A 25,274-nucleotide genomic window follows, 5' to 3' on the forward strand; every position below is an offset into this window, starting at 1 on the left:
AATCTTACGATATTCGAGATTTTTATCTAACATGCAAAATAATGAACTATCTTTATAAATCAGTATCTTACATATGAATAGTATAATGTAAGTTTTCCATGAATGGTATAAAACCTATAGAGTATTAGCATCTTTATTTATAGAGGGAGAAAACCAGCACTATCATCCTTTTTTATAGTTTAATGCCAATCTTGCTCGTGATGAGCAAGCGAACGATTTTGACTGATTGAATATAAGAAGGAAAATAAGAGAATTTTACGAAAACCTCTTATTCAATATGCAAAAAATAAATTATAAATTAAAATCTTATGGAAATCGTTATCATGATATTTAATCTGATAATTTCTTTTACGTTTTTTCATCGATAGTATTTGTATTTTCCAATTTGCTTTGTCTGTTGAAAGAAATAAAAGTAAGAGGAGTTAGGTTATTTTTTACAGCGTTTATGTTGTAGGGGGAATCGTTATTAAGAGGGAGTTTCTTTATTGAACTTTTACAATAATCCCTAAAATGGTAAGCTTTCATCCAATGAAGCTATTCATTTTTTCCAAAAAGATATCAAGGATAATTTTTATATTAAATCCAAAAGTGGAAAAATATTGGGTGTTTTTTTATGTCCTTAATAATGGTTTTATTGAAAACTTGGAGGTATTGGATAGTTGGAAAAGCTATCAGTACAATTCCATAATTTAAGAAAAAAGTATGTTTATCAAAGGGTTTTCTAAGGCTGTAGATAATGGTTAATAATAAAATAATTTTTTAGAGATGGTCTGTAGAATTAAATATTTGTTGCTCCTAGACGGATTTTGATAGGCACATTACCAGTTTGGCTAGCAACGCGTAAATGAATGCGTACAGGAGGCATTATGAGACGACGGTTGCGTATTGTTTGGCAAATGAGAAGGTTAACAAGAGATTGTGTATCTAATGCAGTCGAATTATATTTTAAACCAGTAAGTTTTGCGGCAGCATCGTGAAGAGAACGCAATGAAAGGAGGGATGATTGCTTCAATAAAATTTCTTTTTTATGGAATGAAGCAAAAGCATTATCTGTCATAATACTATCCTTAACGCAGAATTCAAAAATTTTTAGTAGGCTACAGTATAGCAGTTAAAATTTGCTTTCTTTAATGTAGAGCAAGCATCAAATGCAGCTTTTTTTGATTGAAACCCTGTAAAGCGCGCTCGGTAATAACGCTGCCCATTTTTTTCAAACAGTTGCATGTGTGAAGATGCATGCTTTAAAGTAGAAAAAGCTATATTTTTTGCTTTTAAAAGTAAAGTTTTTGCTTGTTCTTCACTAGGAAGAGAACCAATTTGGATAGCCCATCCGGCATTTGTGGACAAAGAGGCTGTTACAATTTTATGAGTCTCAACCGGTATAGTTTTTTGAGGGTTTGGTATTGGTATAATTACCTTATTTACAGCCGTTATTGCGGTATTGGAGTTTTTAGGTTGTTCTGCAAATGCTGTCAACATAGTCGAAATTTCATCATCAAAATTACTTGAATCAGCTTTAATAGTCGGTATAGGAGTATTGGCGCCAGTCGGTAAGTGATAGCGTACAGAAGCCATTAAACGTTCACCACTTTTCATTTGGCTTGCTTTGGGCAAATATTGATTCAATAGGCTAGCCATATGCTCGTCACGTGCAGTAGATGATTTACCTCCCATAACAACAGCGACAACAGAGCGCCCATCAAGACGCATTGAAGTTGCTAAATTAGAACCTGACATTTGTGTGTATCCTGTTTTAATTCCATCGACACCTTTCATTATTTTAACGAGTTTATTGTGGCTGTTAATTTTATGCCCACGGAAATTAAAACTTTTTGTTTTGAACAATTTATATTGTTTTGGAAAATGTTTACGTAAAGCTAATGACAAAGTCGCTATATCTCGTGCTGTAGAATAATTGTGCACATCCGGAAGTCCTGAAGCATTTGCGAAATGTGTATGTTTCATGCCAAGTTTACGAGCTTTTACAGTCATCATTTGAGCGAATTTTTTTTCACTACCTCCAAGATATTCTGCAATGGCAGCAGCAACATCATTTGCGGATCTTGTAATGAGTGCTTTAGCTGCTGATTCTGCAGAAATTGTTTGGCCTGCTTTAAACCCAATTTTTGTCGGTGGACGCATTGCTGCATAATGTGAAACAGGAATTGGTGTATTTGGTGTCACACGACGCATCTGCATAGCTTCAAAGAGTAAGTACAATGTCATCATCTTTGTTAAAGAAGCAGGATAACGTTTCAGTGTTGCATTGGCTTGAAATAGAGTTTTTCCCGTAGTAGCATCTATAACAATAGCCGCATACTTATCAGGATAGGCTCCTTGAGGTGTAGCTGATGCCCAACAGTAAGAAAAAGCTAACACAACAAAAGAAATTGCTATTGTTTTACAGTAGCGCATAATTTTTTGATAATTAATATACACTTGCAGTATCCTATTTCTCCATTTATCCTGAAAAACTTCTATAAAGCTTCCTTTTCTGTAATTTGTTGATGCAGTTTAGACGAATGGTATTACTAATTTGTTTACAGAAGTTATTTTATGAGTGAGTGATTGAAGTCTAACCATAGAGGGAATCTTTTTCTAATACATACAGGTATTGCAATAGTCATGAAAGAATTTAAAATTAATAAAAAATGTGCTGCATGGAAAACGATAATGGGACAGATCCTCATAATAAACTCTATAGCTCATATTATGCATAATGAAAAGGGCAAGAATTGGGACGAAGTTAGGCATGGTGCGGTTATAATACCTAAGGCTAGAGCAAAACTCGAAAAACCTAAATTATGTCGAGTTTTTTTGCTTAATGATGATTACACACCTATGGATTTTGTTGTTTTCGTTTTGAAGAACTTTTTTAAAAAAAGTTTCGAAGAGGCAACGCGAATAATGTTAAATGTTCATCACAGTGGGATAGGAGAATGTGGAACTTATACTTATGAAGTGGCTGAAATGAAAATATTACAAGTGAGGGAATGTGCGCGTCAAAATGAACATCCGTTACAATGTGTAATGGAATGGAAGTGAGGAATTATGCCATCTTTTACACCTAGTCTTGAAGAGGTTTTGCATCGTGCATTAACAATTGCTACTCAAGCACGGCATGAATACGCAACATTAGAGCATCTTCTACTTGCGCTATTAGATGATGCCGATGCAAATTCCGTTATTCAGGCTTGCCAGGTAGATGTAGAGGAATTGCGAGAGCGCTTAACCAATTATCTTCGCTCAGAGTTAGATGAACAGATTAGAGCTGATGAGGATACAAAGCCTACAGCTTTTTTCCAGCGTGTTATCCAACGTGCGGTGATTCATGCACAATCAGCTGGAAAAGATGAAGTGTCGGGGGCAAATGTTCTTGTTGCAATTTTTTCTGAACGTGAAAGCCATGCAGCATATTTTCTTCAAGAAATGGGAATGACACGCTATGATGCTGTACGTTTTATTTCGCATGGTATCACACGTGATGATGGGTTATCCATGTTACTTGAAGGACTTGAAGAGCAATTAGATCAGCAGATTTCGGATAATGGTGAAAGAGGAACAAGTGCTTTAACGAATTATTGTGTTGACCTTAATTGTAAAGCACTTAATGGAAAAATTGATTTATTAATTGGCCGTGAAATAGAAATTTCACGCATGATTCAGATTTTATGTCGAAGGTCAAAAAACAATCCGCTTTTGGTTGGTGATCCTGGAGTGGGGAAAACCGCTATAATTGAGGGATTAGCAAAGCGCATTGTTGATGGGCAAGTGCCTGAAGTTTTATCAAATGCAACAATATTTTCTCTTGATATGGGGGGACTTGTTGCTGGTACACGTTATCGCGGTGATTTTGAAGAACGCTTAAAGCAAGTTATTAAAGAGTTTGAGCTGTATCCAGATGCTATTTTATTTATTGATGAAATTCATACCTTAATTGGAGCAGGAGCGACATTAGGGGGAAATATGGATGCAGCAAATCTTTTAAAACCTGTATTATCTTCTGGAACTATGCGATGTATTGGTTCGACGACTTACAGAGAATATCGCAAATTCTTTGAACAAGATCGTGCTTTAGAGCGTCGTTTTCAGAAGATTGATATTAATGAACCTTCTGTTACAGATGCGATTAAGATTTTGCAGGGGATGAAGCCTTACTTTGAAGATTTTCATCAGATTAAATATACAGATCAGGCGATGAAGGCATCCGTAGAATTATCTTCACGTTATATAATTGACCGTAGGTTACCTGACAAAGCAATTGATATTATTGATGAAAGTGGCGCAGCGCAAAAGCTTTTGCCACAAAAACAACGCAAGAAGAGTATAGGTGTTAAAGAAATTGAGGCTACTGTTGCTACAATTGCAAGAATTCCACCAAAAACAGTTTCTCGGAATGATCAGAAGATATTGAGTAAGCTTGAAAGAGAACTCAAACATGTTGTTTATGGGCAAGATCAGGCAATTTCCGTCTTAGTTTCATCCATAAAATTGGCGCGAGCAGGTTTACGCGAACCGGATAAACCAATAGGAAGTTATTTATTTTCAGGACCAACAGGTGTAGGAAAAACTGAAGTTGCAAAACAGCTTGCATCATCTTTAGGCATTGAATTATTGCGTTTTGATATGTCAGAATATATGGAACGGCATACGGTAGCACGTTTAATCGGAGCTCCTCCAGGTTATATAGGGTTTGATCAAGGAGGTCTTCTTACAGATGCTGTTGATCAGAAGCCTCACGCAGTCCTATTGCTAGATGAGATTGAGAAAGCACATCCAGAGTTATTTAATATTTTATTGCAGGTAATGGATTATGGTAGATTAACAGATCATAATGGTAAGAAAATTGATTTCCGCAATGTTATTTTGATTATGACAACCAATGCTGGCGCTTCAGATATGGCAAAATCAGCTATTGGATTTGGGAAAGTACATCGTGATGGTGAGGATATAGAAGCAATCAATCGGTTATTTACACCAGAGTTTCGTAATCGGTTAGATGCAATTATTCCGTTTGCACCGTTATCTCATTTAATCATCAATCAGATAGTGCAAAAATTTATTTTTCAGCTTGAAGCACAATTAGCTGATCGGGGAATTTGTTTTGAATTAAGCCCTTCTGCAACTTTATGGCTTTCCAATAAGGGATACGATTCTCAGATGGGAGCACGCCCATTAGGGCGTGTTATACAAGAATATATTAAAAAGCCATTAGCTGATGAAATTTTATTTGGAAAGTTACGCAAAGGTGGCATTGTTCGCGTATTGACACAAAAATCAAATGGCAAAAAAGAAAGCTTACAGTTAGAAATTTCATCTTCCGATATATCTGCAAGTTCAAAGAAAAGTAAAATGGAAAATTTTACAAAAAAACGTGTAGGAAAAAAAAGCACAACAACTTAAGAGTGTGTTATAAGGCTGCACGGATTTTCTTTGCATTCTCTTCAAGTATTTCTGTAGGCGTTATTATATTATTATGAGGGGTAAGTTCTATTCCCTCCATACGTGGTATAATATGGAAATGGAGATGATAAACGGTTTGTTGACTAGCTGCTTCATTAAATTGCATGACAGTTATGCCATCTGCTTGAAAGGCTTTTTTGACGGCATTTGCAATTTTTTGAACAGCTTTAATAACAGGAAATAATGTTTCAGTATCTGCATCAAGTAAGTTTCTAGAGCCTTTTTTAGGAATGACCAGCGTATGACCTGGTGCCTGTGGCATGATATCCATAAATCCAATAACATCATCATCTTCGTAGACACGAACAGAAGGGATTTCATTGCGAATCAATTTAGCAAAAATATTGTTATTGTCATAAGCTTGTTTCATACAAATATTTCCTTTTATTGTAAGTTTAAGATTTTAATTAAAAACGAAAAAATACAAAGTTTATCAGAGTTTAAGACAAAGAAGTATTTTGACTTTAGTTATATTTAGGATGGTGCACTGTCTTAATGAAGGCTTAGATTTCTATGATGGCTTCAACTTCTACAGGAACATCCATAGGAAGAGAGGCAACACCAATAGCAGAACGGGCGTGTTTTCCAATTTCACCAAGGATATTGACGAATAAATTAGAAGCTCCATTGGCAACAAAAGGAATATCGGTAAAATGAGAATCTACAGCCACAAAAACAGTAATTTTTACCACACGTTTTATTTTATTTAAGTCACCTAGAGTTGCTTGGAGTTGAGCGAGAATATTGAGAGCGCAAGCTTCGGATGCTTTTTGGGCTTGTTCGGTATTCACAGTTGCACCAACTTTACCGATGGCTATTGGTTTTCCATTAATAAGAGGGAGTTGTCCAGAAATAAAGAGTTGATTGCCACTTTGTGAAGTGGTGATGTAATTGGCAAGGGGGGAGATTACTTCAGGAAGAGTGATTCCGAATTTCTCTAAGTTTTTTTCAATCATATTGGTCATAATTTAAACTCCATAGCTGCTCTATAATACATTCATTGTATAATCTATTTTTTGATTTAAGGAAATGTGTGGTTAATTGAGAAATTAGCCTTTTTTGCCTTATTGTATGATGTTATGCAACGGGGATAAAGTTTGGAATTTGGGAATGATTAGATCATTATTTATAATAATTTTATATATTGTTTTTTTATGTATAGCGAGAGCTGAAGAGCCTATTTTTATTGTGCCTCATCGAGCAATTTATGATTTTCATCTCGATAGCGTTTCTCATGACATGACAATTTCTGCGATGTCAGGGCGAATGGTTTACGAGCTTACTGGTTCGGCATGCCAAGGCTATAGCACACGTTTTCGTTTTATTAGTCGTGTTCACATTGAAGATATGCCGGTACGTTTAACGGATCAACAGACGACGAGTTATGAAACAGGAGACAGCCGTGCATTTCATTTTAATATTACAGATCAAGAGGGAGAAGAGGTTGCGCATCGTGCTGAGGGAGTTGCGGAGCGTACTCAAGATGGTATTATAGTTACCTTAAAAAAGCCAAAGGAAAAAGAGTATAAGCTTGCAATGGCTGAATTTCCAATGATGCAACTAAAAAATATTATCCGCCATGCAAAAGCAGGGCATCATTTTTACAATGTTACTGTATTTGATGGGACAAATAAAGCAGATAAAGTTATAAAAGAAAGTATTGTCATAGGGGAAAAGAAGGCGCTTTTATCTGATAGCGAAACGGAAAAAGTGAGAAAATTGGATGAAGACGAATATTGGCCTGTTACAATTTCTTATTTTGATGATGGAGAAAATAAAGATGGTTTGCCGGTTTATCGTAGTAGTTTTCTCTTAAATGAGAATGGTATCATGCGTGATCTTCATATAGATTATGGAACTTTTTCAGTGCGTGCAAAATTGAACAGTCTCGAATTCTTGGAACTTGGAAAAGATCTTAATCAATGTGAAAATGCAAATATTAAATGATTAAAGAAAATGACTTGAAAAAGAATCAAATATTAGTATGTTTGCGCTATTCCACACGCGGAGTTTGGGTGTTTGCAAATAATTTGTGAGAAAATTCTAGCAAGCATCCGCCGGTAGTAGGTTTTCCTGCTTTTTCCGCGGAGGTTGAACCGGAAAGGATAAGATTTATGGCACTACCCGATTTTACTATGCACCAGCTTTTAGAAGCAGGTGTGCATTTTGGTCACCAGACTCATCGTTGGAATCCCAAAATGACTCCCTATATTTATGGTCAGCGTAATAATATCCATATTATTGACCTTGCTCAGACCGTTCCGCTTTTATACCAAGCGCTTAAACTTGTTTCAGATACTGTTGCGCGTGGTGGTCGTATTCTCTTTGTTGGTACGAAACGGCAAGCATCTGATATTATCGCTGATGCGGCGAATCGTTCTGCCCAGTATTACGTTAATGCACGTTGGCTTGGCGGTATGCTCACAAACTGGAAAACGATTTCCAATTCGATACATCGTTTGCGAAAGCTTGACAAAATTCTTGCTGCTGAGGCGCAAGGTTTTACCAAAAAAGAACGTTTAAATCTTGAACGTGATCGTGAAAAGCTTAATCGTGCGCTTGGTGGTATTAAAGATATGGGATCTGTTCCAGATCTTATATTTGTCATCGATACGAATAAAGAAAATATTGCCCTTCAAGAAGCAAAACGTTTAGGCATTCCTGTTATCGCTATTATTGATACCAATTGCGATCCTGATGACGTAACGCATCCGATACCAGGTAATGATGATGCTTCACGTGCAATTTCTCTTTATTGCGATCTTTTTGCTCGTGCCGCCCTTGATGGTATTGCACGCCAGCAAGGAGCAATGGGTATCGATTTAGGAGCTCAAGTTGATGCGCCTGTGGAGCCTATTTTGGAAGAAAATGCGGTTTCAGAAGTTTCTGAATAATATAAAACGCCTAATTAAGGTACTTTTATTGTCTAAAGAAGAAGTTATAGGCGTGCAGAGGGGTTTTGCACGCTTTCACTATTACAGAATAAAGAGGCAAATATGAGCATTACTGCTGCACAAGTAAAAGAACTTCGAGAACTATCTGGCGCTGGTATGATGGACTGTAAAGCCGCTCTAGCTGAAACCAGTGGTGATATGGAAGCTGCTGTTGATTGGCTTCGTAAAAAAGGAATAGCTAAAGCAGATAAAAAGGCCGGTCGTACAGCGGCTGAAGGATTAATCGGAGTCGTATCAAAAGATTTAAATGCGGTTTTGGTTGAGATTAATTCTGAAACAGATTTTGTTGCACGCAATGCCGGATTCCAAGATATCGTGCGCAATGTAGCAACTGCTGCTTTAGATACGCCAGGTGATGTTGAATCTGTTTCTGTTTCTCTTTATCCAGGTTCTGAGAAGACTGTAGAGCTTACGATTAAAGATGCAATTGGTACAATTGGCGAAAATATGACATTTCGTCGTTCCGCTAAATTGTCTGTTGAGAATGGTGTTGTTGCGACTTATATACACAATAGTGTAGCTGATGGTCTTGGTAAGCTTGGTGTTTTGGTTGCGATTGAAACAACAGGAAATAAAGGGGCTGCTCTTGCTTTTGGTCGGCAGGTTGCGATGCATATTGCAGCAACCAATCCCTTAGCGCTTACAGCACAAGATGTTGATGCTGCTGCTGTTGAACGTGAAAAAGCAATTTTTTCAGATCAAGCACGTCAGTCTGGAAAGCCTGAAAATATCATTGAAAAAATGGTAGAAGGACGTATGCGTAAGTTTTTTGAAGAGGTTGTTTTGCTTTCTCAAGCTTTCGTTATGAATCCTGATATGACTGTTGAGGCAGCTTTAAAGGATGCTGAAAAATCAATTGGCGCACCAGCAAAAATTACAGGCTTTATTCGTTTTGCATTGGGTGAAGGTGTGGAAAAAGAGGAGTCTGATTTTGCTGCAGAGGTTGCTGCTGCTGTAAAAGGCTAGTTATTGCAAACTCTTGATCAGAGATTTAAAATCATATCGTTGGTTGTAGAATCTCTGATGGGAGCAATGTAATTGTTGAGAGGGCGTCACGTGAAAAAAGTGGTGCCCTTCGTGATGTCAAAAGCAAAAAGTCAATGTGCTTTTGGGGAGATTATTAATGGCATTAGCACTTCCGTATAAACGTATTCTTTTAAAGGCTTCTGGTGAAGCTCTTATGGGGGGGCAGAGTTTTGGCATTGATGTTTCTGTTGTAGACCGTATTGCCGCTGATATTGCAGAAGTGCGCACAATGGGGGTAGAAGTTGCGGTTGTTATCGGTGGGGGAAATATTTTTCGTGGCGTTGCTGTTGCTTCGCGTGGTGGGGACCGAGTGACAGGGGATCATATGGGAATGCTTGCAACTGCTATTAACTCTTTAGCATTGCGAACATCTTTGACAAAATTAGGGGTTGAAACTGTTGTACTCTCTGCGATTGCTATGCCACAAATTTGTGAAAGTTTCTCGCAACGTAAAGCAATAGCTTATATGAATCAGGGAAAAGTTGTTATTTTTGCGGGTGGTACAGGAAACCCATTTTTTACCACTGATTCTGCTGCTACTTTACGTGCAGCAGAGATTGGTGCGGATGTCCTTCTTAAAGGAACACAAGTTGATGGTATTTATTCAGCAGATCCAAAGATAGACCCTACGGCTAAGCGTTTTGACCAATTAACACATGTTGAAGTTTTACAATGGGGGTTATCTGTTATGGATTCAACGGCGGTCACTTTAGCACGTGAGAACAATGTACCGATTATTGTGTATTCCATTCATGAAAAAGGCGGTTTGGCTAAGGTCTTGAATGGAACAGGACGCTTTACAATAGTATCGGAATAAGGGTAAGCTTCAAAGGACAATTGAAGGAGACAGAAATATGAATGTTACATCAATTATGGATGATCTGAAACGTCGCATGGATGGTGCTATTGCGGCTTTTAAACATGAATTAGGTGGTTTGCGGACTGGACGTGCATCGGCCAGTTTATTAGAACCGTTGACCGTTGAATCTTATGGTTCTGTTGTGCACATAAATCAGGTTGCTAATATTTCTGTTCCCGAACCTCGGATGCTTTCTGTTTCTGTATGGGATAAAACGATGGTAGGAGCTGTAGAGCGCGCTATTCGCGATTCTGGTCTTGGTTTAAATCCCATAACTGATGGTACGAATTTACGTATTCCTTTGCCTGAGTTGAATGAAGAGCGCCGTAAAGAACTTGTAAAAATTGCACATCACTATGCAGAGCAAGCGCGTGTTGCTACACGTCATGTTCGTCGGGATGGTATGGACAATTTGAAAAAGTTAGAAAAAGATGGTGAAATTGGACAAGATGAAGCCCATAGTTTGTCTGAAAAAGTTCAAAAACTCACAGATGAAACGATTGCTGATATTGATAAAATTTTAGCCGTAAAAGAATCTGAAATTATGCACGTTTAAGACGGTTTTGTCGCTAGAGAAAGATGTTATACTTCCAGCCTGTAAATTGTTTCTATGGATAATAGTAGGAAGTAGAGTGCTCTGTGATAGCAAGGTGTGATGCAGGAAGGTATTTTATCGTTTTATCATCTTGATATGGGAGGGATTGATTTGAAAGGGCAGATGTTTTTATTTTTTAATCTGCATGGTAAATCAAGCTCTTTGCAGGAAGACACTATTGAGCAGCATGGTGAGGGCTTTTAGTTTAGCATGTCTTTGTTAAACTACATAATGAAAGTATTATTAGAAATTATTCAAATATTCTAAGATGAGGGTTGGGGAAAGAATATAACGCAAAAAATAAGCCTAACCTTTCTCTTATTTTCCCATTATAAAACATGTGAGTATAATCGATCAAGCAGATGTTATGTGGCGTAATTCGTTTTTCAATGACGAATAGTTGATAGAGAAGTGTTGTTATACGAAAGCTATATTAGTTAATTCATATGGGAGATAGATAGCTGCTTTTTCATTTTATATTTGAGAAAATATTAAAAAAAATATTTTAGGATTAATCCTGACGGAGATTTTTGAAGTTGGTTTCATTGATTATTGGTCTCAAAAGCGCTATCTTTGTAGACTGAATTATTTATGATAAATTATAAGAGAAATTTATACAAGTATGAAATAAAAATACTGCGTAGGGAAGTTTTTCTTGCGTCAATTTTAGAGCTTGTATTTTCTATTTTTATTGTTTGGATGTTGTTTTGTCTAATTTGGTTTATCGTGTTCTGACAGCTTTTGTGTTTGGCGTTATTGCGTTGTATCTAACATGGTTGGGAGGAATCTTCTTTTTTTTATTTGTATGGTGTATTGGCGGTTTTGTTCTTTATGAGTGGATGAGTATTACTAAAGAGAAATGGTGTATTTTACAAAAAATATTAGCAAGTACCTTTTATTTGATCTTTGGCTTTTTTTTAGTGTTGAGTGTATCTGCTTCATTGATTTTTTGTGTTTTAATCGTTTTGGCTGCGGTGTTGGCTATTATATCTATAAAAAAGAGTGGTTGGGTTTTTTGTGGTTTTTTATATGCATCTTTTCCTGTTGTTGCTTTATGCTTTCTACGGGATCATGAAATGTTGGGGTTCCAAGTTGTTATTTTCTTATTTACGATAGTGTGGGGAACAGATATTGGTGGGTATTTTATCGGACGTGCATTAGGGGGACCTAAATTAGCACCACAATTTTCTCCTAATAAAACATGGTCAGGAGCACTTGGTGGTACATTTGTCGGAGTTTTCGGTGGTATATGGGTTTCTTTTGGATTTTTTGATATAAATTTAGCAAGTTTTTTTGTGCCACTTCTTACACTTGTTTTGTCAATTGTTTCACAATTGAGTGATTTAGGGCAATCATGGCTCAAAAGACGGTTTTCTGTTAAAGATTCTAGTTCTTTATTGCCTGGACATGGTGGTTTTATGGATCGTATAGATGGATTGGTAGGGGCAGCTTTTCTTCTTTATTTAATTGGTTCATTTATGTCTGATATGGATGCACCTTTTAATCTTTTTAGTATGATCTAATTGGGAGAAGGTAGTTTGGGACTTTTAAATTATATCGTCACTATGGGTGATTTTCTTTTAAGAAGTTTGAGTATTCTTTTCATCATTATGATTATCATTTTTGTGCACGAATTTGGGCATTATCTCATTGGTCGGTGGTGTGGTATTAAGGCGTTAGTTTTTTCGCTTGGATTTGGGCCAGAAATAGCGAGTTATACAGATAAGCATGGCACGAAGTGGCGCTTAGCACTTATCCCCGTAGGAGGGTATGTAAAGTTTGTTGGGGATGAGGAAAAAATCGATATGGTATCATCCCAATCATCTCTGATTGTTGATGGTTCATTTGCTAGTGCGCATGCTTGGAAAAAAGCAGCAACTGTTTTTGCCGGTCCTTTTTTCAATGCCCTTTTTACTGTTGTTATTCTAACATTTTTTTTCTTTATCTATGGTCGTGTAGCCATTGAGCCCGTTGTTGGTTCTTTGGTAAAAGATAGCCCTGCTCTTCAGTCCGGTTTGGAGTTAGGTGATCGTTTTGTTGAAATGGATGGACGACGGGTTGAAAGTTTTGAAGATTTGATGAATTATGTAGCTTTTCACGGAAGAGAACCCATAGAGTTTAAAATAGAACGCATGGGGCGATTCTTTACAACGGTGATTACCCCGAAAATCGTTGAGCGAGATGATGGATTTGGTAATCGAACACGAAGTGCTATGATAGGTGTAGGTGTTCCTATTGATTTAAATAATCCTGCACATTTAGATCCAACTTATATAAAACATATTCGCTATGGTTTTGTAACAGCTGTAAGAGAAGCGTCAGATCGTACTGTGTTTATCGTCACTCAAACCGTTCTTTTTATGAGTCGTTTAATAGGAGGAAAAGAGGACCGTTGTCGGCTAAGTGGACCTTCTAAAACCGTTAAAATTGCTTGGAAAGTGAGCGAGACAGGTTTTGTTTCTTTGTTGAATTTGGCAGCTTTTCTTTCAATAAGTGTTGGGCTTATTAACCTTTTTCCGATTCTACCGCTTGATGGTGGGCATCTTTTATTGCATGTCATTGAGGTCATTACTAGGAGGAAAATATCTGCTAAAATTCAGGGAATTATTTTTCGTTTAGGTTTTTCCATTCTTCTCCTTTTTATGATCTTTGTCTTTTTTAATGATTATTTTTGTTGGTTTAGCTAATTAAATTATGGAAAACGCTTTATAAATTGAGTAATAATAGCGAAAACAAATTGAAGGTTGTTTACCATGTCTGCAAAATGTTGTGGCGTCGTACATTATAATGAGTAATTAAGGAATGAAAAGTCTCGCTGTAAAAAGGTTGTTATGGCAGTTAGCTTTTTAAGGCATCATGTCCAAGGAACAAGAGTAAGGTAAAAAAGCCAATGACTACAAATTCAAAGTTTTTAAATGCAGCATCTGTATTGGTGTTAAAGATGGGGATGATTGCCCCGGCAACGGTTTTTATGTCAATTGCTGCGGTTGGAGAAATGCAAGCGTCTGTAGTCCGTTCTATTGAGGTTCGTGGGAATAAGTTTGTAAGTTCTCAGGCGATTCGAGACAATATGGGGATTAAGGCTGGACAAGGGGTTTCCAGTGCTGATGTTGATAATGCTGTGAAGAATCTTTTCGAATTGGGTTTATTTTATGATGTTAAAATAAATCCGGTAGGTGATAAATTGGTTGTATTCGTAAAAGAATATGAGGTTGTCAATCAGATATTGTTTCAGGGAAATAAATCTTTTAAAGACCCAGATCTTAAGCGGTTTATTTCTTTAAAACCGAATGAGCCTTTTAATTCTGCTAAGCTTTCTGCTGATATAAATACAATTCGTGAAGCTTATAAAACTCTTGGTCGTAATAATATCACTGTCAACGTTCAAACGATTAACCTTGGAAAAGGGCGAGTTAATGTAGTATTTAATGTTGTTGAAGGGCAAAAAACAAAGATTGGTGATATCACTTTTAAGGGGAATAGTGTCTTTGGAAGTCGTCGTTTGCGTGATGTGATTTCAACAAAAACTTCAGGAATTTTTTCGAAGTTATTGGGAGGTGATGTTTACAGTGAAGAGCGTCTCGCTGCTGATGAAGAAGCTTTACGTCGCTTTTATTATAATCGTGGTTATGCAGATTTTCGTGTAGTCTCTTCTAAAGCGACTTTTGATGCAGCAAGCAATACATATAAAATTTCTTTCGTTCTTGATGAGGGTGTGCGCTATAAAATTAGTGATATTCAGGTTGAAAGTGATGTTGATGGAATTGACGTTCAATCTGTGAAAAGGGTGCTTAAAACCCAGCCAGGTGATGTTTATAGCGCAGAAGATATTGAACAGTCTGTTGCAATTATTAATAACAAGGTTGCTGATTCGGGATATGCTTTTGCTAAAGTTGAGCCGCGGGGAAATCGTAATTTAGCAAATCATACAATTTCAATTTTATATAATATTGAACAGGGTACACGTGCTTATATTCAGCGTATTGATATACGTGGCAATGAGAAAACGCGTGATTACGTCATTCGCCGTGAGATTGATTTAAACGAAGGGGATGCTTACAATCAAACTTTATTACAGCGGGCAAAACGTCGTCTAGAAAGTTTAGGTTTCTTCAAAGCCGTTAATATTTCAATGGTTCCCACAGATCAATCTGACCAAGTTATTTTGGTAATAGATGTCGTTGAAGCTTCAACAGGAGATCTCTCTCTTTCTGGAGGATATACAACAGGGGGGACAAGTCCTGGTATGTCACTTGAAGTTTCTGTTACCGAACGTAATCTTGGGGGACGTGGTCAATATGTTCGTTTAGGATTAGGTGCGGGGCAAGAAAAATCTCGTAATTATAATTTATCATTTGTTGATCCTTATTTCTTAGGGTATCGTTTATCTGCTGGCGTTGATGTTTTTCGTAGTACTTACCGTGCTGATAAGGCCTATGATGTACGACAGACAGGTGGATCGCTACGGTTTTCATTACCTATTAATAATCAATTATCTGCTAATGTAGCTTATTCTTATGTACAGGAAGAATATGATTTTGGCGGAGAGTACGATTTTGACAAAGAGAGTGACGTAATAGAATTATATGGGAAATATTCTGGTGCGATTGTTCAAGCTGCAAAACAAAGCCCTTGGAAACGTTCATCAATTAGTTATGGTTTCACCTATAATACGATTGATGATATGAGATCCCCCCATGATGGATGGTACGTGCATCTTCTTCAGGAATATGCAGGGCTTGGTGGAAGTGCAAAGTTCTTGAAGACCACGGGTAAGGCGATGATGTACAAGACTCTTTCTGACCAGAAGGATATTGTTGGTTTGCTTTCCTTTGGGGGTGGTTATATCCACGGAATGGGCCGAGATGGTGTTCGTATTTTCGATATGTTTAAAGCGAATACTGATATGATTCGAGGGTTCAAATATAATGGAATAGGTCCGCGTCAGGTTTCCAGTAAGGGTGAGGTTTATTTCTTGGGGGGAACAACATATATGAATGCGACTGCTGAAGTACAGTTTCCTATCCCTGTTGTGCCTGAAGGGTTCGGGTTGCGCGGTGCTTTATTTGCGGATATTGCCACGCTTTATGGCAATAATTATAAAGCCGTTTTTAAGGGTGAACCGTCTGTTACCAATACCAAAAGTGCTTGGCGTTCATCTGCAGGTGTGAGTTTGATGTGGGATTCTCCGTTTGGTCCTTTGCGTTTTGATTATGCTTGGCCAATAACGAAGCAGGAAGGTGATCGTTTGCAACAATTGAATTTTGGTATTTCTACGAAGTTCTGATTTGAGTGATTTTAAGAAGGAAAAACTTGAAGAGAATAGCTTAAGCTGGGAGAGAAAGTGTTTTGATGGCGGATACATTTTTTTTTACGCCGTCCCGGCAATTGACAGTTGCAAATGTTGCTGAGTTGACGGGTGCAAAGCTTCTTAATCCAGAGTTTTCTCATAAAGTTATCAATACTCTTTCTTCACTTGAGAGTGCTGTGGAAGGTTCTCTTGTTTTTGTAGAGCATCGGAAGTTTTCTGATGCTTTACTGGACAGTTCCGCTGTTGCTGTTTTTTGTACGAATGAGATTGTTTTTAAAGTTCCCGAAACTATGGCAATTTTGGTAACATCCACACCACAGCGTGACTTTGCTCAGATTGGTCGTATTTTGTTTCCAGATTCTGTCAAGCCAATGCCTTGGTTAGGATCGAAGGGGATTTCATCGCATGCGCATATTCATCCAACGGCTAAGTTGGCACATGATGTGTGTATTGAAGCGGGAGCTGTTATTGGTAGAAATGTTGAGATTGGTGCAGGAACTCTCATTTCATCCACAGCTGTTATCGGTGAAAATTGCCGTATTGGATGTGACTGCTATATTGCTCCTAAGGTAACAGTTCAGTGTTCTATAATAGGTGATAAGGTTCAGCTTTATCCTGGTGTTTGTATTGGGCAAGATGGTTTTGGTTATGTTGGGGGCGTTTCTGGAATCGAGAAAATTCCACAGCTTGGTCGCGTTATTATTGAGGATGGTGTAGAAGTTGGTGCGAACACGACAATTGATCGTGGGACATTTCAAGATACTGTTATTGGTGAAGGAAGCAAGATTGATAATCTTGTACAAATTGCCCACAATGTAAAAATTGGCCGCTATTGTCTTATTGCTGCTCAATGTGGCATTGCGGGAAGTACATCGATAGGGGATATGTCTCAGCTTGGCGGGGGTGTTGGAGTAGCCGATCACATCATAATAGGTAAATGTGTTCAGATTGCTGCTCGTAGTGGTGTTATGAATGACATTCCGGATGGCGAAAAATGGGGAGGTAGTCCAGCGCGACCATTTAAACAATGGTTTCGTGAAGTAGCGACGTTGCGCAGTATGGGAAAAGTTAAAAAGGAGAAACGCTGATATGATCAGCAGTGAAAAGACTAAAAACTTAGAGGCTGTCGATATTGAAAAACTATTATCAATATTACCGCACCGTTATCCGTTTTTATTAATCGATCGTATAGTTGATATTGATGGTGAACAAGGAGCTATTGGTATTAAAAATATAACGATTAATGAGCCGCATTTTACGGGACATTTTCCCGCAAAGCCTGTTATGCCTGGAGTTTTGATTTTAGAAGCTATGGCACAAACGGCAGGAGCAATAGCACTTTTAAATTTAGGCAATAAGCAAACAAATTTAGTTTACCTTATGACGGTTGATAATGCGAAATTTCGTAAGCCGGTTATGCCTGGTGATCAGCTCAAGATTCATGTTCAGCTTTTGAAAAAAAGATCTGGTATGAGACGTTTTTCGTGCGTTGCAAAAGTAGAAGATGTCCGCGTCGCTGAAGCAGAAATTGCTGCGATGATTGTCGAAGAAGAATAAACGATATTTGATGGGAATTTAAAAATGTCCGGTACAAAAATCCATCCAACTGCTCTTGTGGAGAAGGGAGCGCAGCTTGGTGAGAATGTACAAGTTGGACCGTTTTGTCATATTAGTTCAGATGCTGTTATTGGTGATGGATGCAGTTTGATGAGTCATGTTGTGATAATGGGGAAGACAACGTTAGGAGCCAAGAGTAAAGTATTTTCTCATGCAGTTTTGGGGGGAGATCCGCAAAATAATAAACATAAGGGAGAGGCTACGACTCTTTCGATTGGTAAAAACTGTACGATTCGTGAAGGCGTAACAATGCATAGGGGTTCCGATTCGAGTGTAGGAATGACAGTTGTTGGTGATAATTGCCAATTTTTTTGTTATGCGCATATCGCTCATGATTGTCATGTAGGGAATCATGTAACATTCGCAAATAATGCGATGATAGCTGGTCATGTTATTATTGGTGATTATGTGATTATTGGTGGGGGTGCTGCTGTGCATCAATTTGTTCGTGTTGGGCATCATGCATTTATTGGTGGTGTATCGGCATTGGTTGGTGATCTCATTCCCTATGGAACAGCTGTTGGGGTACAGGCAAAACTTGCTGGCCTCAATATTATTGGCATGAAGCGTGCAGGACTTGAGCGTCAAGATATTCATGCACTCCGTCATGCGGTTGCCATGCTTTTTGATCATAGCAAACCATTTAAAGAGCGTGTCAGTGATGTTGCTTCTTTCTATTCTTTTTCTCAGGCTGTTCTTGATATAGTTAATTTTATTAAGGAAGAAGGAAAACGTTTTTATTGTACACCAAAATTTGAAGGTGATAGAATAAAAGAATATAAGGATTAAAAATGCCTATTTGGGGAGCCAGAGGTTTTCTTTCCGGCCGTACTGCTATTATAGCAGGAAATGGTGTTCTGCCGATTACTGTTGCGCAGGCTCTTGAGAAGAATGGAGAGAATCCTTTTCTTGTGCTTTTGCGTGGTGAGGCAGATTCTGTTCTTTCTCGCTATGAGCATTGCGAGCTATCAATTGTAGAGTTAGCGCGACTCATTAAAATCTTAAAAGAGGCTAGAGTTTATAATGTTGTTTTGGCAGGTGGTGTGAAAAAGCGCCCACTTCTTAAACAATTGCGACTGGACTGGACAACATTTTTAGCTCTTCCTAAGTTAATCGGAGCTTTGAAGAGAGGGGATGATGCGTTATTAAAAGCTTTTATACGGATTATTGAAACGTATGGTTTTCGTGTTGTTGGTGCTCACGAGATAGTCGCAGATCTTTTAGCTCCTATGGAGTTTGATTTAACAGTGCGGCGTGCTACGCAAAAAGAGAAAAAAGATATTTTTTTAGCAGCAGAAGCAGCAAAGCTTTTAGGTCAATTAGATATCGGGCAAGCCGTTGTTGTTGTCCAAGGAAGGGTGGTTGCACTGGAGGGCGCTGAGGGAACTGATAATATGTTATGGCGTGTTTGTGAAATGCGAGAAAGAGGGCAAATTCCCCTTAAAGGTGGCGTTCTTGTAAAATGTGCAAAACCACAACAGGATAATCGCGTTGATTTACCATCAATTGGGCCCGCGACAATAATGAATATTGCAAAAAGTGGTTTATCTGGTGTTGCAGTGGAGGCAAATAGAAGTCTAATATTATCGGTGAAAACAACAATAGAAAAAGCCAATAAATATTCTCTATTTATAGAGACATTTGAAAAGTTTGCTCATGAATAATTGTTTCTTAAAGATTGCTGTGGTTTCAGGGGAGGAATCTGGTGATTTACTTGCGTCCGATTTAATTTCTTGTTTATCACAACAAACAGGATGCAATATTCATTTGATTGGTGTTGGGGGGAGGCATTTAAAGGCATTAGGTTTAAAAAGCTTTTTTGATTCCCATGATATTGCTTTAATAGGTTTAAAGGAGGTGTTGAAAAAACTACCATTATTGTTGCTACATATTCGCAATTTATCCAAATTTATTGCACAAGAACAACCTGATTGCCTCATTATTATTGATAGTCCTGATTTCACGCATCGTGTTGCAAAAAAGGTGCGCGTTTTAGCGCCTTCTATTCCTATCATTAAATATGTTGCACCAACCGTTTGGGCATGGCGTCCAGAGCGTGCTAAAGCTATGCGCAAGTTTGTTGACCATGTTTTAGCGGTTTTTCCTTTTGAAGAAAAGATTATGCAAGATTTGGGTGGTCCTCCCACGACTTATGTTGGACATCGTCTTTTGACATATCCTCCCCTTTTGATAGTTCAGTCAGAAAAAAAATGCCAATTAGAACAAAGAAATTTGAGCGATACACAAACATTATCGCCTACATTAGTTATTTTGCCAGGATCACGCAATTTAGAAATTCGTTCTTTAATGCCTATTTTTCGAGAAACAGTAGAGATTCTTGTACAACGTATTCCTCATTTACGTATTATTTTACCAACATTACCACGTTTAGCGGATAAAATTCGTGATTTTGTACAAGGCTGGAAAAGCAAAGTGGAAATTGTAGTTGGTGAAGATGCAAAATGGCGTGCTTTTGCACAAGCAGATGTTGCACTTGCAGCATCTGGAACGGTTTCACTTGAATTAGCATTAGCTAAAATTCCAACAGTCCTTTGCTATAAACTTGATCGTTTTTCTAAATTCTTTATTTTCCCTAAAATAATTTTATGGAGTGCAGCTCTTCCCAATATTATTTCTGATAAGCCTATTGTACCGGAATATTTTGATGAATTTTTACGCCCTGGTATGTTAGCAAGACAAGTAGAACAACTTTTGTTTAATCCTTTAATACGACAGGCACAACTCGATGCCTTTGAGATGGTAGAACAGAAAATGAAAACTGAAGTACCATCGGGGGGTGTTGGCGCACAAACAATTATCACTCTTTTAAAAAGCAGGAATAAAATTGTATAAATAAAGCAATATGTTAATGATTAATATTTAATTTTAGCAAGAAAATTACAAGCACGTTGGCTTTTAGGATTAGTAAAAAATTCTTCAGAGGCTGTATCTTCAACAATTTTTCCATTTTCTAGAAAGAGTATTCTTTCTGAGACTTTACGTGCGAAGCCCATTTCATGGGTAACACAAAGCATTGTGATCCCTGTATCGGCCAATCGAGCCATCACGTCTAAAACTTCTCCCACACTTTCTGGATCAAGAGCAGAGGTTGGTTCATCAAAAAGCATGACTTCAGGTTCCATACAAAGTGCACGGGCAATCGCAACACGTTGCTGTTGCCCACCAGAAAGTTGTAAAGGATATTTTTCACAGTGTTTTTCAATACCAACATGCGTTAAGTAGCGAATTGCCCGTTCTTGTGCTTGTTGTTTGGAAAGTCCTTGAACTGTCATAGGTGCTAAAATACAATTTTGTATAACGCTCATGTGGGGAAATAAATTAAAGTTCTGAAAGACCATTCCTATCTTACGAAGAACATTTTTTTGCTGTTGTATAGGAGCGGTATGGATATCAACATTATGGATACAGATTGAACCTTTTTGTGCTTGTTCTAATTGATTAATACAACGGATTAACGTTGATTTTCCTGATCCCGATGGTCCACAAATAACGATATGTTCACCAGCTTGAACATTAAAGTTGATATCATGTAGGACCTGAAAGTTTCCATACCATTTATTTAGATTTCGAATAGAGATCACAGGGTTTTTACAGGGAGAGATCGATTTATTATTTTTCAAATTCATCTTATTTTATTCTTTCATTGATGAATAACTTGATTAATTCAACATTTTTGTTTGTAAAGTTTTTTATGATCATTTTATTTACCGTAAATATCGAGTGAGGCGCTGTTCGATAAAAACAATAAAACGATGAATGAGTTCAACGATAAAGAGATAGATAAGAGCAGCCCAAACGTAAACTTGAAAATCGAAAGTCCGTGAATAAGTGAGTTTAGCAACCCCCATTAAATCATAAACAGTAATAAGTGAGGCAAGAGCACTGGATTTAATCATTAAAGTCAACTCATTTCCTAGGGGGCGTAATGCTACAATCATTGCTTGTGGAAGAATAACTCTAAAAAATGTGACAGAGTTGCTTAGACCTAAAGCTTTTGATGCTTCACGTTGCCCAGTTGTTACGGATAGAAAACTTCCTTTAAAGATCTCAGATTGATAGGCAGCAGAATTGAGAGTAAAAATAAAAAGACAACAATACCACGCGTTTTTAAAAAACCACCACAAACCAACCTGCTGCCAGAAGTCATTCATTGAACCAAGTCCATAATAAAAAAGGAAGAGTTGAACTAATAAAGGAGAGCCACGGAAAAAATAGACATAAGCATTTGCACAATACTGTAAAAATGTATTTTTTGATAAACGTGCAAAAGCGATAAGCATACCAAGAAAAAAACCAAGAGAACAAGAAATAGAAACAAGCTCAACAGTAACAATAAAGCCATTAATAAATTTTGGTCCATAATGGCTTAAAAGATCAGGATTGAAAAGGAAATAAAGCCACTCAGGAATCATTGACGTAGCACCTTTTTATCGCCTATTTGAGTGTATGTTTCCAAATGGCGTAAGATTGCAGTAAAAACCGCTGAAAATAACAAATAGAGTAAGCATGCTACAAGATAAAATAGCATGGGTTTATTGGTAGCAGCGACAGCTAAGTTCGTTTGTCGCATGAGGTCAACAAGTGCGATGGTTGAAACAAGGGATGTATCTTTCAGTAAAGTAAGCCAATTATTAGAAAGTCCTGGCAAGGCATTTCGGATGAGCTGAGGGAAGACAATACGAAAAAATGTGGTTGACCGTGAAAGGCCTAAAGCTTTAGCCGCTTCATATTGGCCTTTATCAAAAATATTAAATGCTCCAAGCCAAACTTCACAAGAAAAAGCTGCAAGAACCATACTAAGCGCAAGAACACCAGCAACAAAAGCATTGATACTGAACATGATTTCAAAATTAAAATAGTCCAAGACATTTTGAATAAGGCTTTGTAACCCGTAGTAAACTAAAAACAAAGTTAAAAGCTCTGGTAGTCCACGAAATACCGTTGAAAAGAGGCGTGCCATCGCTTTGGCCATCTTAATATTGGATCGAATCATCACTGCATTTAGAAGACCTAGAGGAAGTCCTAGAAGTCCACAACATAATGCCAATGACAATGTCATTCCTGCACTAGAAAGTATAACCGCTCCCCATCCACCATTGCTAAATGATAGCAATGCTAAATTTTCAATCATTCTTGTGTTCCTCATGAAAGAGTTAGATAATATTTTTTAGAAATAACCAGCGGGTTTTATTTAAACATCATATTGATATTTAATAGATATCACTTGTAAAATATTTTCTCATAATTTTCTCATAAGTTCCATCTAAACGGATTTCTTTTAGCGCCTTATTGAACTTATTTTTAAGATCATTATTATTTTGACGCAGTGCAATTGCAACAGGAAATTTTGTTTCTTCTAGAGTTCCTAGGAGGAGACAGCAATCTTTTCCTTCATTTTTAAGCCAATTTAATGCTTGTAATTTATCAACAATAATCACATCAAGTCGATGATTTAAAAGGTCACGATTCACTTCTATTGTGGAAGGGTAGAGTTTAATTTTCACCTCTTCAGAAGCATAATGATCTTCTGCATAGAAAGCTTGTGTTGTATTTGATTGTACACCAAGATTTTTACCTCTAAAGTCTTGTGTTGAGATTTCTTTAATTCCCGAAGCTTTGGTAACAATAACAGCCAGTGCTGTATCGTAGTAAGGATCTGTGAAGTCAATTTTTTGTAAGCGCTCTTGTGTAAGAGAGAGGGAGGCAATGATAGCATCATATTTTTTTGCAATAAGTCCAGGAATCATTCCCTCGAAGTCTTGTGTGACAACAGTACACTCAACATTCATTTTTTTACAAAGTGCATAAGATATATCAATATCAAGTCCCTGCAATTTATTATTTGAGTCAATATAACTAAAGGGAGGGTAGGTGCCTTCACTCGCAATTTTTAATGTTTTCGCATCAGCCAATTGGGTGAATAGTGCGGCGCTTATTATAAGAGCTCCTGCTAATAGTTTCATGATGTTCTCCTATTGGATAAGCGGGCAAATATGAAATCACTATGTTTTTATAATCTGTAAGCTTTTTGGGAGCAATTCAAAAATTTATTGATGTTTATTTTAGATCATTATGTTGGACATTATTATCAAAAAAATTATCTTTTTTATTGATAAAAAAAGAATAAATATCTTATTGCTTGTATGATAGGTTAATTTTCACGAAATGATAGATTTGAATCATTTCATGAGTAAAAACTAAGGATTTTTCTTGAAAGTAAGGCTATTCAATTTGAACATAAAGAAAAAATTAGATTTTGATACGATAAAAATACAACCTTATTGTTGTCATTATATTCTATAAAATGTTTAGATATCGAGGAACAATTAAAAACTATTTTGATAAATGTAAATTTTCTTATAAAACTGCCGAATTTCCAATTATCTTTGCATGTCCAATAAAGAGTTAAAAAATACTCCTTAAATATAAAAACTGAATTTTAATTCATAGTGATATCTAATCGATACTGAAAGTAAAATATTTTTTCATAATTTTTTCATAGGTTCCATCGGCGCGGATTTCTTCTATTGCTTTATTAAAACTGTTTTTAAGATCGTTATTATTTTGACGGAGTGCAATTGCAACAGGAAATTTTGTTTCTTCTAGAGTTCCTAGGAGGATACAGCAATCTTTTCCTTCATTTTCAAGCCAATTTAATGCTTTTAATTTATCAAAGATAATGATATCAAGCCGATGGCTTAAAAGATCACGATTAGCTTCTATTGCTGTAGGATAAAGTTTGATATTCACTCTTTCAGAGGCATAATGATCTTCCGCATATGCAGCTTGTGTTGTATTCGATTGTACTCCAAGATTTTTACCTCTAAAGTTTTGTGTTGAGATTTCTTTAATTCCCGAATTTTTGGTAACGATAACAGCGAGTACAGTATTGTAGTAAGGATCTGTAAAATCAATTTTTTGTAAGCGCTCTTTTGTAGGAGAAAGGGAAGAAACGATAGCATCGTATTTTTTGGCAAGAAGACCAGGAATCATCCCCTCGAAGTCTTGTGTGACAATAGTACATTCAACATTCATTTTTTTACAAAGCGCATAAGATATATCAATATCAAACCCTTGAAGTTCGTTATTTGAGTCAATATAACTAAATGGCGGATAAGAGGCATCGCTTGCAATTTTCAGCGTTTGAGAATTGGCCGATAGGGTAAACAGTGTTGCGCTTATTATAAGAGCTCCTGCTAATAATTTCATTATGTTCTCCTATTAGATAAGCTGGCAAATATGAAACCATCATGCATTTTTATAATCTGTAAGCTCTTTTGGAGCAATGTAAAAAATTTATCTGGGTTCATTTTGCTATCATTATGCTGGATATCATTATCAAAAAAATGATTTATTTTTATCAAGTATGGGAATAAAAAATACAGGAAAGAAGTACAGCTCTTGTTGATTATATGATGATTTTTAATA

At 37.0% G+C, this 25,274-nt stretch carries 25 protein-coding genes; 16 read left to right on the plus strand and 9 right to left on the minus strand.

Going from position 1 to position 25,274, the window contains the following annotated elements; genetic code table 11:
• Positions 1–778: 778 nt before the first annotated feature.
• Together ACFIKQ_RS07285 and ACFIKQ_RS07290 are read right to left on the minus strand one after the other, a co-directional pair.
• Entirely contained in the window at positions 779–1,057 is a 279-nt protein-coding gene (locus ACFIKQ_RS07285; protein WP_375626277.1) for a hypothetical protein, read from the minus strand.
• A 32-nt stretch (positions 1,058–1,089) separates the two neighbouring features.
• Complete coding sequence (locus tag ACFIKQ_RS07290; RefSeq protein WP_375636254.1) at positions 1,090–2,439, minus strand: D-alanyl-D-alanine carboxypeptidase; 1,350 nt, start codon at positions 2,437–2,439, stop codon at positions 1,090–1,092.
• 234 nt (positions 2,440–2,673) lie between these two features.
• On the opposite strand from ACFIKQ_RS07290, the gene clpS reads away from it, so the two are divergent.
• Both clpS and clpA read left to right on the plus strand, forming a co-directional pair.
• On the plus strand, positions 2,674–3,045 hold the full coding sequence (gene clpS / locus ACFIKQ_RS07295; protein ID WP_375636340.1) for an ATP-dependent Clp protease adapter ClpS: 372 nt from the start codon (positions 2,674–2,676) through the stop codon (positions 3,043–3,045).
• A 6-nt stretch (positions 3,046–3,051) separates the two neighbouring features.
• Positions 3,052–5,403 (plus strand): ATP-dependent Clp protease ATP-binding subunit ClpA, encoded by a 2,352-nt coding sequence (gene clpA / locus ACFIKQ_RS07300; RefSeq protein WP_375656201.1) that lies wholly within the window; start codon positions 3,052–3,054, stop codon positions 5,401–5,403.
• Positions 5,404–5,410: 7 nt separating this feature from the next.
• On the opposite strand, the gene ACFIKQ_RS07305 is transcribed toward clpA, so the two are convergent.
• Entirely contained in the window at positions 5,411–5,833 is a 423-nt protein-coding gene (locus ACFIKQ_RS07305; protein ID WP_012755038.1) for an HIT family protein, read from the minus strand.
• Positions 5,834–5,966: 133 nt separating this feature from the next.
• Entirely contained in the window at positions 5,967–6,428 is a 462-nt protein-coding gene (locus ACFIKQ_RS07310; protein ID WP_208439554.1) for a RidA family protein, read from the minus strand.
• 145 nt (positions 6,429–6,573) lie between these two features.
• On the opposite strand from ACFIKQ_RS07310, the gene ACFIKQ_RS07315 reads away from it, so the two are divergent.
• The 14 genes from ACFIKQ_RS07315 (at position 6,574) to lpxB (ending at position 20,678) form a co-directional block, all read left to right on the plus strand.
• Positions 6,574–7,410, plus strand: coding sequence for a cell envelope integrity EipB family protein (locus ACFIKQ_RS07315; protein ID WP_375656202.1), 837 nt, complete (start codon positions 6,574–6,576; stop codon positions 7,408–7,410).
• Positions 7,411–7,577: 167 nt separating this feature from the next.
• Positions 7,578–8,357, plus strand: a complete 780-nt coding sequence (gene rpsB, locus ACFIKQ_RS07320) for a 30S ribosomal protein S2 (RefSeq protein WP_375644672.1) — start codon at positions 7,578–7,580, stop codon at positions 8,355–8,357.
• A gap of 102 nt (positions 8,358–8,459) precedes the next feature.
• Positions 8,460–9,383, plus strand: coding sequence for a translation elongation factor Ts (gene tsf, locus ACFIKQ_RS07325; protein ID WP_375636260.1), 924 nt, complete (start codon positions 8,460–8,462; stop codon positions 9,381–9,383).
• 157 nt (positions 9,384–9,540) lie between these two features.
• Positions 9,541–10,260 (plus strand): UMP kinase, encoded by a 720-nt coding sequence (gene pyrH, locus ACFIKQ_RS07330; RefSeq protein ID WP_375636262.1) that lies wholly within the window; start codon positions 9,541–9,543, stop codon positions 10,258–10,260.
• Positions 10,261–10,297: 37 nt separating this feature from the next.
• Complete coding sequence (gene frr / locus ACFIKQ_RS07335) at positions 10,298–10,858, plus strand: ribosome recycling factor (RefSeq protein WP_375636264.1); 561 nt, start codon at positions 10,298–10,300, stop codon at positions 10,856–10,858.
• A 99-nt stretch (positions 10,859–10,957) separates the two neighbouring features.
• Positions 10,958–11,101: a hypothetical protein gene (locus tag ACFIKQ_RS07340; RefSeq protein WP_375636266.1), complete on the plus strand. Its 144-nt coding sequence runs from the start codon at positions 10,958–10,960 to the stop codon at positions 11,099–11,101.
• 503 nt (positions 11,102–11,604) lie between these two features.
• Complete coding sequence (locus ACFIKQ_RS07345; RefSeq protein WP_375636267.1) at positions 11,605–12,420, plus strand: phosphatidate cytidylyltransferase; 816 nt, start codon at positions 11,605–11,607, stop codon at positions 12,418–12,420.
• Positions 12,421–12,435: 15 nt separating this feature from the next.
• Positions 12,436–13,584 (plus strand): RIP metalloprotease, encoded by a 1,149-nt coding sequence (locus ACFIKQ_RS07350; protein WP_375647390.1) that lies wholly within the window; start codon positions 12,436–12,438, stop codon positions 13,582–13,584.
• 203 nt (positions 13,585–13,787) lie between these two features.
• Positions 13,788–16,184 carry an outer membrane protein assembly factor BamA gene (bamA, locus tag ACFIKQ_RS07355; RefSeq protein ID WP_375636271.1) on the plus strand — a complete coding sequence of 799 codons (2,397 nt, stop codon included), beginning with the start codon at positions 13,788–13,790 and terminating at the stop codon, positions 16,182–16,184.
• Positions 16,185–16,249: 65 nt separating this feature from the next.
• Positions 16,250–17,296, plus strand: coding sequence for a UDP-3-O-(3-hydroxymyristoyl)glucosamine N-acyltransferase (lpxD, locus tag ACFIKQ_RS07360; RefSeq protein WP_375636272.1), 1,047 nt, complete (start codon positions 16,250–16,252; stop codon positions 17,294–17,296).
• 1 nt (position 17,297) lies between these two features.
• The gene (gene fabZ / locus ACFIKQ_RS07365) at positions 17,298–17,765 is read left to right on the plus strand and encodes a 3-hydroxyacyl-ACP dehydratase FabZ (RefSeq protein WP_375626256.1); all 468 of its coding nucleotides are present in this window, start codon (positions 17,298–17,300) and stop codon (positions 17,763–17,765) included.
• Between the two features lie 24 nt (positions 17,766–17,789).
• A complete protein-coding gene (lpxA, locus tag ACFIKQ_RS07370) occupies positions 17,790–18,614 on the plus strand; it encodes an acyl-ACP--UDP-N-acetylglucosamine O-acyltransferase (protein WP_375647394.1) in 825 nt (274 codons plus the stop codon).
• A 2-nt stretch (positions 18,615–18,616) separates the two neighbouring features.
• On the plus strand, positions 18,617–19,489 hold the full coding sequence (locus ACFIKQ_RS07375; RefSeq protein WP_375652986.1) for an LpxI family protein: 873 nt from the start codon (positions 18,617–18,619) through the stop codon (positions 19,487–19,489).
• Positions 19,482–20,678 carry a lipid-A-disaccharide synthase gene (gene lpxB, locus ACFIKQ_RS07380; protein ID WP_375644673.1) on the plus strand — a complete coding sequence of 399 codons (1,197 nt, stop codon included), beginning with the start codon at positions 19,482–19,484 and terminating at the stop codon, positions 20,676–20,678. The genes ACFIKQ_RS07375 and lpxB overlap by 8 nt, the downstream gene beginning before the upstream one ends.
• A gap of 20 nt (positions 20,679–20,698) precedes the next feature.
• Here lpxB and ACFIKQ_RS07385 read toward each other — a convergent pair whose 3' ends face one another.
• From ACFIKQ_RS07385 to ACFIKQ_RS07405, 5 genes are all read right to left on the minus strand, one after another.
• Entirely contained in the window at positions 20,699–21,472 is a 774-nt protein-coding gene (locus ACFIKQ_RS07385; RefSeq protein ID WP_375644674.1) for an amino acid ABC transporter ATP-binding protein, read from the minus strand.
• Between the two features lie 78 nt (positions 21,473–21,550).
• Positions 21,551–22,258 (minus strand): ABC transporter permease, encoded by a 708-nt coding sequence (locus ACFIKQ_RS07390; RefSeq protein ID WP_375636281.1) that lies wholly within the window; start codon positions 22,256–22,258, stop codon positions 21,551–21,553.
• Positions 22,255–22,977, minus strand: a complete 723-nt coding sequence (locus ACFIKQ_RS07395) for an ABC transporter permease (protein WP_375636283.1) — start codon at positions 22,975–22,977, stop codon at positions 22,255–22,257. Before ACFIKQ_RS07395 ends, ACFIKQ_RS07390 begins: the two co-directional genes overlap by 4 nt.
• A gap of 79 nt (positions 22,978–23,056) precedes the next feature.
• Complete coding sequence (locus ACFIKQ_RS07400; RefSeq protein WP_012755056.1) at positions 23,057–23,809, minus strand: transporter substrate-binding domain-containing protein; 753 nt, start codon at positions 23,807–23,809, stop codon at positions 23,057–23,059.
• Positions 23,810–24,302: 493 nt separating this feature from the next.
• On the minus strand, positions 24,303–25,055 hold the full coding sequence (locus tag ACFIKQ_RS07405; RefSeq protein ID WP_375647400.1) for a transporter substrate-binding domain-containing protein: 753 nt from the start codon (positions 25,053–25,055) through the stop codon (positions 24,303–24,305).
• Positions 25,056–25,274 lie beyond the last annotated feature (219 nt).

The organism is Bartonella sp. MR63HLJHH (assembly GCF_042194155.1).
Classification (GTDB): Bacteria; Pseudomonadota; Alphaproteobacteria; order Rhizobiales; family Rhizobiaceae; genus Bartonella; species Bartonella grahamii.